Consider the following 10314-nt stretch of genomic DNA (forward strand, 5'->3'; position numbering starts at 1 on the left):
CGCCGGGGCTCGTGCGCGGGGGGCACGCGCTCGCGGGGCGTCTGGACACGGCCGTACGGGACGGGGCGGGTGTCGATCCGGCGGCGGAGGCTCCGCGGCTGCGGGGCTGAGCGGGTCCGCGCGCGGCCGCCTCGTCCCCGGGCCCGTACCCCGCCCCCCGCGCGGGCGGCGGGCATGGGGCAGACTCCTCCCGTGCGAACCATTCACGTCATCGGGATCGGAGCGGGGGACCCGCGGCAGCTCACGCTGGAGGCGGTCGAGGCCCTGCGGGACACGCAGGTGTTCTTCGTCCTCGACAAGGGCGAGGAGAAGTCCGACCTCACGGCGCTGCGGTTCGGGATGCTCGACGCGCATCTGCCGGACGCGGGCGCCTACCGGGTCGTGAGCGTGCCCGATCCGGAGCGGGACCGCGACCGGGCGGCCGGGCGGGAGCGGTACGCGCGCGCCGTGGACGAGTGGCGGGCCGCGCGGGCGGCGCTCTTCGGGCGGCTCTTCCGCGAGGAACTGGACGAGGACGGGGTCGGCGCGCTGCTCGTGTGGGGCGACCCGGCGCTCTACGACTCGACGCTCGGGATGCTCGCCGAGGTGCGCGCGGGCGGGGTGGACTTCGTGACGACCGTGGTGCCGGGGGTGACGGCCCCCGCGACGCTCGCGGCGCGGCACCGCACGGTGCTCAACCGGATCGGCGGCGCGGTGCAGATCACCACCGGGCGGCGGCTGGCCGAGGGCTTTCCCGAGGAGGCGGACGACGTCGTCGTGATGCTCGACGCGCACACGCGCTTCGCCGCGTACGCGGACCGCGCGGACCTCGACATCTACTGGGGCGCCTACCTCGGCACCCCGGACGAACTGCTCGCCTCGGGTCCCCTGCGCGAGGTGGCGGCCCCCTTGGTCGCGCTGCGCGAGGCGGCGCGGGCCCGCAAGGGCTGGATCATGGACACGTACCTGTTGCGCCGTCATCGCGACGCGGACGGCGAGCGCGCGCCGGTGGTGCTGCCGGAGAGCTGAGGCGCGGCCCGGGAGCGACCGCCGCCGGTGCCGGGCCACGCGGGTCCGCCGCTTTGCCCCGCCGCGGGCCCCACCCCCGCCGCCGGGGCTCCGCACGCCGCGGCTCCCCTTCCGGGTGCGCACCTCGTGCGACGGGTGGGGCCGGGTGTGAGCCTGGCAGGGTGACGACCGCTCCCGAGAAGGCCCCCGCCGCCCCGCAGCCGCCGGTGCTCGACAGACGCCGCCGGAACATCGTCTTCGCGACGATCACGCTCGGCATCCTGCTCGCCGCGCTCGACCAGACGATCGTGGGCACCGCGCTGCCGACGATCGTGGCCGACCTCGGCGGCGGCGAGCACATGTCGTGGGTGGTCACCTCCTACCTGCTCGCCGAGACGGTCTCGACCGTGCTCGTGGGCAAGTTCGGCGACCTCTTCGGGCGCAAGATCGTCTTCCAGGTCTCGGCGATCGTGTTCATCACGGGTTCGTTCCTGTGCGGGCTCGCCTCGGACATGCTGCTGCTCATCGCGTGGCGCGCGGTGCAGGGGATCGGCGCGGGCGGGCTCATGGTGACGGCCATGGCGCTCATCGCGGACGTCATCCCCTTGCGCGAGCGCGGCAAGTACCAGGGGGCGATCGGGGCCGTGTTCGGGGTCTCGACGGTCGTCGGGCCGCTGCTCGGCGGGGTCTTCACGGACCATCTGACCTGGCGTTGGGCCTTCTACGTCAACGTGCCGATCGCGATCGTCGTGGTGATCGCCGCCGCGCGCACGATCCCCTCGGTGCGCTCGGGCGTGAAACCGGTGATCGACTACCTCGGCATCGCGCTCGTCGCGATCGGGGCGAGCGCGCTGATCCTGGCGACGAGCTGGGGCGGCAACCAGTACGCGTGGGGTTCGGGCGTCGTCATCGGGCTGTTCGCGGCCGGGATCGCGGGGCTCGGCCTGTTCTGCCTCGCCGAGACGCGGGCGCGGCAGCCGATGCTGCCGATGCGGCTCTTCCGCGATCCGGTCTTCGCCGTGTGCGCGGTCCTGAGCTTCGTGGTGGGCTTCGCGATGCTCGGCGCGCTGACCTTCCTGCCCACGTACCTCCAGTACGTGGACGGGGACTCCGCGACGATCTCGGGCGTGCGCACCCTGCCCATGGTGATCGGCCTGCTGATCGCCTCGATCTTCAGTGGCAACGTGGTGAGCAAGACCGGTCACTACCGGATCTTCCCGATCGTCGGGACGCTCGTGATGGGACTCGGTCTCTTCCTCCTCTCCCGGATGGACAACCACTCGGGGGCCTGGCTGGAGTCGCTGTACATGTTCGTCCTCGGGACCGGGATCGGCCTCTCGATGCAGGTCCTGACGATCGCGGTGCAGAACACCGTGGACTACGCGGACCTGGGCGCGGCCACCTCGGGCGTGACCTTCTTCCGTACCCTCGGCAGTTCCTTCGGCACGGCCGTCTTCGGGACGATCTACGCCAACGCGCTCGCGCCCCGGCTGCGGGACGGGGTCGGCGGGGCGGCGCGCGCCACGGGACGGGACCCCGCAGCGGTGGCGCGGGCGGCGGGGAGCCCGGACGGGGTGCACGGGCTGCCGGCGGCGGCGCGCGAGCCCGTCGTGCACGCGTACGCGGAAGCGCTCCAGACGGTGTTCCTGTGGACCGTGCCGGTGGCGGCCTTCGGTTTCGTGCTGGCGCTCTTCCTGCGGCAGGTCAAGCTCAACGACCCGGCCCGCAGCGGTTCGACCGACCTCGGCGAGGGCTTCCAGGCCCCCGCGGTGCGGGCTTCGCGGGACGTGCTCGAACTCGCGGTCGCCCGGGTCATGCTGCGGACGCCCAAGGACACCGGGCGGCGGCTCGTGGCCGCGTCGGACACGCGGCTCGACATCGCGGGGGCGTGGGCGGTCATGCAGATCTACCTGTTCACGCGGCTCGTGGGCTTCGCGAGCATCGGCGTGATCGCCTCGCGCCACCGGCTGCCGCCCGAGGTCCTCGTCCCGGTCTACGACCGCATGGTGGCGGAGGGCTACGTGACCCGCGACGGCTCCGTGCTGACGCACACCCCGGCGGGCGAGCGCGAGACGGCGATCATCACGGCGGCCTGGTCGGAGTGGCTGCGCGACCAGCTGGAGGGCATGGAGGAGCCGGTGCGCGAGGGCGCCCCGACCGACGCGACGCTGAAACGCCCCGACGACGCGGAGGTGCGGGCGGCGCTGGACGCGATCGCGAAGCGGCTGCTCGCGGAGGAGCTGGCGGAGGGCGGGACTCCCTCGGCACCGCGGTCCGGGAAGCTCGCTCCCTCCGGCTAAGCGGGGGTACCTGACGCCGGGTCCGCCCTGTCGCCCGGTACCGGCACCGGACGCGCCCGCTCCGCCCTGCCGCCCGGTACCGGTACCGGCATCCGGACGCGCGGGTCCGCCCTGCCCTCCGGTACCGGCACCGCAGGCGCGCCCCGCTACTCGCGGCGCGCCTCCACCTGGAGCGCCAGTTCCCGCAGGACGTCGGCCGAGCTGATCTCGGTCCGTCCTTCGTCGTGCACCTCCGCCAGCTCGGACCAGGCGAAGACGAATCCCGCCGCCAGGCGCGTGAGCGCCTGGCTCATCTGCTCCCCGATCACGGCTCCGAGATCGGAGACGGCCGTGCCCTCGGGGATCTCGACGGCGGGCAGCGCCTCCTTGACGAGGCCGCCGACGAGACCGAGCCTGCTGAGGTCGTCCTCCTCGTCCTCCGTGCCCTCCTCGTCCCGCATCCACTCGGCCGAGGCGGTGAGGAGGCTGATGATGCGGAGGATGATGTCGCGCTGTTGCTCGTCGTACTCCATGCCGCCGAGGCTAGTACGCCGCACGCGCGCGACCGCCCCACCCCGCACGGACGGGGTGGGGCGGCGTGGCCGCGGGGCCGGTGGCACGGTCCGGGCGGACGGTGCCGGTGCCGGTGCCGGTGCGACGGTCCTACGGGGCGGCGGGCGGCAGGCGGCGGGTCAGTCGCGGGCCGCTCCCGCGCCCGTGGCGCTCTCGGAGGTCTCCTTGCCGAGGGCGACGGCCTCGGCCTCGCGCGGGGCCGGGACGTCCCCGGGGATCGCGTCCTCGGGGGCTCCGGGGGCGGCCGGGCCGCCCTCGGCGGCCAGGCGCTCCATGCCGCTCGTGGTCTTGAGCGGCTTCTCCTTGACGAAGAGGACCGCGATGATCGCGAGGAAGGCGAAGGGGGTGGCGACGAGGAAGAGGTCGCCGGTGGCGACGCCGTACGCGTGCTCGACGATGCCCTTGATCTGCGGCGGGAGCTTCGTCATGTCGGGCACGGAGCCGCCGCCGCCCTCGCCCGCCGGGATGCCGGCGTCCTTGAAGCCCTTGGTCAGTTCGGTGCTGACCCGGTTGGCGAGGACCGCGCCGAGGACACTCGTGCCGATCGTGCCGCCGAGCGAGCGGAAGAAGGAGAGCACCGAGGTGGCGGCGCCGAGTTCGTGCGCGTCCACGTCGTTCTGCGCGGCGAGCACGAGGTTCTGCATCAGCATCCCGACGCCGAGACCCATGACGCCCATGTAGAGGCTGAGCAGGCCGAAGTGGGTGTCGGAGCCGATGGTCGAGAGCAGGCCGAGCCCGGCGGTCATGACGATCGCGCCCGCGACCAGGTAGACCTTCCACTTGCCGGTGGCGGAGATGAGCTGCCCGGCGACGGTCGAGGAGATGAGCAGGCCGAAGATCATCGGCAGGCTCATGAGCCCGGCGACGGTCGGGGACTTGCCCAGCGAGACCTGGAAGTACTGCGAGAGGAAGACGGTCCCGGCGAACATCGCGATGCCGACCAGGAAGCTCGCCACGGTGGTGAGCGTGACGGTGCGGTTGCGGAAGATGCCGAGCGGGATGATCGGCTCCTTCGCGCGCGTCTCGACCCACACGGCGAGCGCGAGCAGGACGACGCCGAGGGAGACGAGGAGCGCGGTCTCCGTCGAGGCCCAGTCGAACCTGTCGCCCGCGAGGGAGGTCCAGATGAGCAGGTCGCACACGCCCGCGACGATGAGGAAGGCGCCGAGCCAGTCGATGCGGACCTCGCGGCGGATGGTGGGCAGCCTCAGGGTGCGCTGGAGCAGGACGATGCCGGCGAGCGCGAAGGGCACGCCGATGAAGAAGCACCAGCGCCAGCCGAGCCAGGAGGTGTCCACGAGGACACCGCCGACGAGGGGACCCGCGACGGTGCCGACCGCGAAGACGGCGCCGAAGATGCCCGCGTACTTGCCGAGGCGGCGCGGCGGGATGATCGCGGCCATGACGACCTGGGCGAGCGCGGTGAGGCCACCGCCGCCGATGCCCTGGAGGACGCGGCTGATGATCAGCGTGACGACGTCCTGCGAGAAGCCGGCGACGAGCGAGCCGACGACGAAGAGGCCGAGCGAGAGCTGGAGCAGCAGCTTCTGGTTGAAGAGGTCGGCCAGCTTGCCCCACAGCGGCACCGTGGCGGTCATCGCCAGGAGTTCGGAGGTGACGACCCAGGTGTACGAGGACTGGCTCGCGCCGAGGTCGGCGATGATGCGGGGCAGGGCGTTGGCGACGACGGTGCCCGCGAGGATGGCGACGAACATTCCCGCCATCAGGCCCGACATCGCCTGGAGTATCTGGCGGTTGGTCATGGAGGTCGGCGACGGCGCGGTCGCCTCGGCTGTGCTCACGTTGTCCTTCTTGAAAGGGAGACGGTGGTACGTACGGGGACAGGACGGGCCCGTGCGGCGGTGCCGCGTCCGGGCCCCGTGGGAGCGGGCGGTGTCGCCGGGCTCCCGGGACGGTCGGCGGTCTGGCGGTCGGTACGGGGATGCGGGACGAGGACACCCGGGGCGGCGGACCGGCGCCGCTTCCCGATGGGGGCTGTCCGCCCGTCAGTCGGTGGGCCGCCGCAGTCCGGCGGCGAGGTGGGTGAAGACCTCGGCGAAGGTCTCCGCGAGATCGGTCTGCGCGGGGCGCGCGCACCAGTGCTCGAAGGTGACGCGCGCCGCCGTGTGGGCCACGGCGGCGAGGAGCCGGGCGAAGAGGGGGATGTCGGCGCCGGCCCACTCCCCCGGCCCGCCCGGGTCGCTCGCGCCCCCGGGAGGCGCGGGCGGCGTGGCGGCGGGGGTGGTGGTGCGGCCCGAGGTCCGCTCCAGCCAGGCGGCGATGGCGCGGGCGAGTTCCCGCTCGTCGCTGGAGTAGGCGTTGAGGCCGCGCACGATGAGGTGCGGGGAGCGCTGGAAGACCTCCAACTGGAGGGTCAGCAGCTCCTGCCGTTCCTCGAAGCCCGTCAGCTCGCCGACGAACGCGGAGCGGACCGCCTCCAGCGGCGAATGCCCGGCGGGGGCGGTGCGGACCGCCTCCTGGATGCGCTCCGAGACGCCTTCGTCGATGACGACGAACGCGTCGTCGTGACTGGCGAAGTAGTTGAAGAACGTACGGGGCGAGACGCCCGCCGCCTCGCTGATCGCCTCGACCGTGACGTTCTCGGCCCCGTGCTCGGCGGCGAGCCGGATGGCGGCCTCGGCGAGGGCGGCGCGGGTCGCGCGCTTCTTCCGCTGCCGGAGCCCGCCGCCGGGCGCGAGATCGTTCGTCACGCCCTGCATAGTAGGCAAAAATGCATGATCTGCAAAATCACTCGGCGTGACGGGGCCGGTCCCCGCTCACGTGCCACGCGGCCCGCCCCTCGTCGCACCCCCGCGCGCCCCTCACACCGGCGCCGGCCCGCTCCCGCTCGCCCGCCCCGATTCCCGCGTGTCCCCGCTCACCCACTCCAGCAGGATCTCCCCCTCGGCGCCGGACGGCAGGCGCAGGACGAGGGCCAGTCCGGCGAGGTCCGCGAGGGCGCGGGAGCCGGCCGCCGCCTCCAGGGTCACGGTCCAGGGCTCGCCGTGCCCCTGGGGGCCGTCGGCGGGCTCCAGGACGGTGAGGGACACGATCACGTCGATGCCGCTCGCGCCCACCCCGGCTTCCTCGCCGAGCAGCAGGGCGGGACCTTGGTAGCTGCGCATGGGTTCTCCTCGCCTCGCGCTCGGGACACTCCGCCTCCAGGCTCCTCCGCGCCGCCCCCGCCCGCATCCCGGCGCGACCGTCACGGAGCGCGGGCGGGGGCGGCACCCTTTCGTCACGGTTTGACACGAAGGATCGCGATGAGACGCTGGTCAGTGCGGGTACCGCAGTCGCGCGCCCCGCAGGCCGGGGCGCCGCACCACCCAGGAGGCCGCATGGCGAAGCACCACCACCCCCAGTCCGAGGAGAACAGCCCCCGCCGCGGGATGCCGCGCAGGCCCGACGACGACCGGCTCGCCGCGCGCACGGAGGAGGAGCGGGTACGGGCCGGGCTCGACGTGTACGACCCCGGCGAGGCCCCCGCGGCGACGGACACCGATCCGCCCCGGCGGGTGACCGAGAGCGGCGCGTACCGGGAGGAGAAGACGGAGCTGGACCGCGAGGTCCGCAAGGGCGAACTGCGCCCGGACCAGCTCTCGGCGCGCAAGGACCGCGACCCGTACCCGCCCACGCAGTACGACGACTGAGCGGCGACCGGAGCGCACGCGGGAGGGGAACCGGGGGAACGGCGGCGCGCCACGGACGGGACCTCGGCCCCGGTCCGCGCCGCGCCGCCGTCACGCGCGAGCGCCCGGCCCGCGAGGCCCGTCCAGCAGGGCCCGCGAAGCCCGTCCCGCCGCGCGCGGCCCGCCCCGTCCTCCGTACCCGAGTGCCCGCCCACCCCCGGCCCGGGCCCCGTCTCAGCACCTGACACGCGCCCCGGGCCGCGCCGCGCGAGGGGACGCGCGGGAGCCCGCCGGGACGCGGGCGCGCGCCGCCGTCCGTCCGGCGGCGCGGCAGAATCCCGCCCTCCCCTCCGATTTCCGGCCAACGGGGCGTCAAACCCGCCGATTTGCGCCCCTCTCGTCGCCCGGGTCCCGGGAGGAAGCGGGGAGAAGGGGACGGTCGGGACGATTCAGCGGGCGGGGACATTGCGGGCGCGTGTCGCCGGGGGACGAAGCGGGGCTTTCCCGACCGCACGGCAAGCGGCTTCTTTTCCAATTCTTTCCCGGGAACGGGTTCGCATAGCGACCCCGGGCGTCCGGGAGCCGAACGGAATTCGCCAACCTCGTGATGCGCACCTGACAACCATCGGCCGGGGCTGCCACAGTCTCCCTCGGCCAGCGGTCGGGCACCCGTTCCCTCCCCGCCGCGGGCTCTTCGTCACCCCACCGGCCGCCTGTGCGCGGCCCGTTGAAGGAGCCCTTCCTTGAGACGAACCTCCTCCCGCCGCGCCGCCGTCACCGGCGGCGCGCTGCTCGCGGTCTCCGCACTCCTGACCGCCGCGACGCAGACGGGCGTGGCCTCGGCCGCGCCCTCCCCCACCGGCAAGGCCGCCTCGGCGGCCAGGCCGGGAGCACTGCCGGCGAAGCTGTCCCCCGCACAGCGCGCCGGACTCATCGCCGCGGCGCAGAAGAAGAGCGCCGCGACGGCGGGCGAACTGAGCCTCGGCGCTCAGGAGAAGCTGGTCGCCCGCGACGTGGTCAAGGACCAGGACGGCACGCTGCACACGCGCTACGAGCGCACGTACGCCGGGCTGCCCGTCCTCGGCGGTGACCTGGTGGTCACCACGAACCCGGCCGGCGAGACCGGCAAGGTCGTACGCGCCTCGCGGGCGAAGCTGAGCGGTGTGAAGACCACCGCGAAGGTCCCCGCGGCGACGGCGCGGAAGCAGGCGCTCGGCGCGGCGAAGGCGCAGGGCGCCGCGCAGCCGGCGACCGACCAGGCCCCGCGCAAGGTCATCTGGCTCGCCGAGGGCAAGCCCGTGCTCGCCTACGAGACCGTGATCGGCGGGCTCCAGGAGGACGGGACGCCCAACGCGCTGCACGTCGTGACGGACGCCGCGACGGGCGCGAAGCTGTACGAGTACCAGGGCATCGAGAACGGCACGGCCAACACGCAGTACAGCGGCACCGTGACCATCAGCACGACGAAGTCGGGCTCGACGTACAACCTGACGGACGCGACGCGCGGCGGCCACAAGACGTACACCCTCGCCAACAAGACCTCGGGCACCGGGACGCTCGTCTCCGGCCCGGACGACGTGTGGGGCGACGGGAAGGGCACCACCCCCGAGACGGCGGCGGCCGACGCGGCCTACGGCGCCCAGGAGACCTGGGACTTCTACAAGGACACCTTCGGGCGCAGCGGCATCCGCGGCGACGGCGTGGCCGCCTACTCGCGGGTCCACTACGGCAACCAGTACGTCAACGCGTTCTGGGACGACAGCTGCTTCTGCATGACGTACGGGGACGGGGCCGGCAACGCCGCGCCGCTCACCGCGCTCGACGTCGCGGGCCACGAGATGAGCCACGGGGTCACCTCGGAGACCGCGGGCCTCAACTACAGCGGCGAGTCCGGCGGCCTCAACGAGGCGACCAGCGACATCTTCGGCACCGGCGTGGAGTTCTACTCCAACACCGCGACCGACCCCGGTGACTACCTCATCGGCGAGAAGATCGACATCAACGGCGACGGCACCCCGCTGCGCTACATGGACAAGCCCAGCAAGGACGGCGCCTCGGCCGACAACTGGTCCTCCACGCTCGGCAACAAGGACGTGCACTACTCCTCGGGCCCCGCGAACCACTTCTTCTACCTCCTCTCGGAGGGCAGCGGCGCCAAGACGGTGAACGGCGTGAACTACAACTCGCCGACGTACGACGGGCTCCCGGTCACCGGCATCGGCCGGGCCAAGGCGCTCCAGATCTGGTACAAGGCGCTGACCACGCAGTTCACCTCCACCACGAACTACGCGGGCGCCAGGACCGGCACCCTCGCGGCGACCTCCTCGCTCTACGGCGCGAACTCGGCCGAGTACAAGGCGGTGCAGGACGCCTGGGCGGCGATCAACGTCGGCGCCCGCTCGGGCGGCGGCACGGACCCGGGCAACCCCGGCGGGACGGTCTTCTCCTCCAGCACCAAGGTCGCGATACCGGACGCCGGTTCGGCCGTCAGCTCCTCGATCGCGGTGACCGGGCGCAGCGGCAACGCCCCCTCGAACCTGTCGGTCTCGGTGGACATCACGCACACCTACCGCGGTGACCTCGTGGTGGACCTCCTCGCGCCGAACGGCACGAGCTACCGCCTCAAGAACTCCAGCTCCTCGGACTCGGCGGACAACGTCAAGGCCACCTACACCGTCAACGCCTCCTCCGTCGCCGCCAACGGCACGTGGAAGCTCCAGGTGCGGGACGTGTACTCCGGTGACAGCGGGACCATCAACGGCTGGTCGCTGACCTTCCCGTAAACCCCCCGGCGCGATCCCGGCGGAGCGCCCCCGCCACGCACGAGCGCCCCGGCCACCTCGGTG

The 10314-nt window shown here is 73.3% G+C and carries 8 protein-coding genes; 4 read left to right on the forward strand and 4 right to left on the reverse strand.

Going from position 1 to position 10314, the window contains the following annotated elements; translation table 11 throughout:
• The first annotated feature begins 192 nt into the window (after positions 1–192).
• Together cobF and SSBG_RS02435 are read left to right on the forward strand one after the other, a co-directional pair.
• Positions 193–1008, forward strand: coding sequence for a precorrin-6A synthase (deacetylating) (cobF, locus tag SSBG_RS02430; RefSeq protein ID WP_037868755.1), 816 nt, complete (start codon positions 193–195; stop codon positions 1006–1008).
• A 161-nt stretch (positions 1009–1169) separates the two neighbouring features.
• Positions 1170–3287 carry an MDR family MFS transporter gene (locus SSBG_RS02435; RefSeq protein ID WP_008744649.1) on the forward strand — a complete coding sequence of 706 codons (2118 nt, stop codon included), beginning with the start codon at positions 1170–1172 and terminating at the stop codon, positions 3285–3287.
• A gap of 146 nt (positions 3288–3433) precedes the next feature.
• Here SSBG_RS02435 and SSBG_RS02440 read toward each other — a convergent pair whose 3' ends face one another.
• The 4 genes from SSBG_RS02440 to SSBG_RS02455 all read right to left on the reverse strand — a co-directional run bounded on the left by SSBG_RS02440 (position 3434) and on the right by SSBG_RS02455 (position 6964).
• A complete protein-coding gene (locus SSBG_RS02440; protein ID WP_037868756.1) occupies positions 3434–3799 on the reverse strand; it encodes a hypothetical protein in 366 nt (121 codons plus the stop codon).
• 159 nt (positions 3800–3958) lie between these two features.
• A complete protein-coding gene (locus SSBG_RS02445; protein ID WP_008744651.1) occupies positions 3959–5602 on the reverse strand; it encodes an MDR family MFS transporter in 1644 nt (547 codons plus the stop codon).
• Between the two features lie 243 nt (positions 5603–5845).
• Positions 5846–6559, reverse strand: coding sequence for a TetR/AcrR family transcriptional regulator (locus tag SSBG_RS02450; RefSeq protein ID WP_008744652.1), 714 nt, complete (start codon positions 6557–6559; stop codon positions 5846–5848).
• Positions 6560–6661: 102 nt separating this feature from the next.
• A complete protein-coding gene (locus tag SSBG_RS02455) occupies positions 6662–6964 on the reverse strand; it encodes a hypothetical protein (RefSeq protein WP_037868763.1) in 303 nt (100 codons plus the stop codon).
• 213 nt (positions 6965–7177) lie between these two features.
• On the opposite strand from SSBG_RS02455, the gene SSBG_RS02460 reads away from it, so the two are divergent.
• Positions 7178–7489, forward strand: coding sequence for a hypothetical protein (locus SSBG_RS02460; RefSeq protein WP_037868765.1), 312 nt, complete (start codon positions 7178–7180; stop codon positions 7487–7489).
• A 722-nt stretch (positions 7490–8211) separates the two neighbouring features.
• Positions 8212–10251: a M4 family metallopeptidase gene (locus SSBG_RS02465; protein WP_008744655.1), complete on the forward strand. Its 2040-nt coding sequence runs from the start codon at positions 8212–8214 to the stop codon at positions 10249–10251.
• Positions 10252–10314 lie beyond the last annotated feature (63 nt).

The sequence above is a fragment of the Streptomyces sp. SPB074 genome, from assembly GCF_000154905.1.
Taxonomy (GTDB): Bacteria; Actinomycetota; Actinomycetes; order Streptomycetales; family Streptomycetaceae; genus Streptomyces.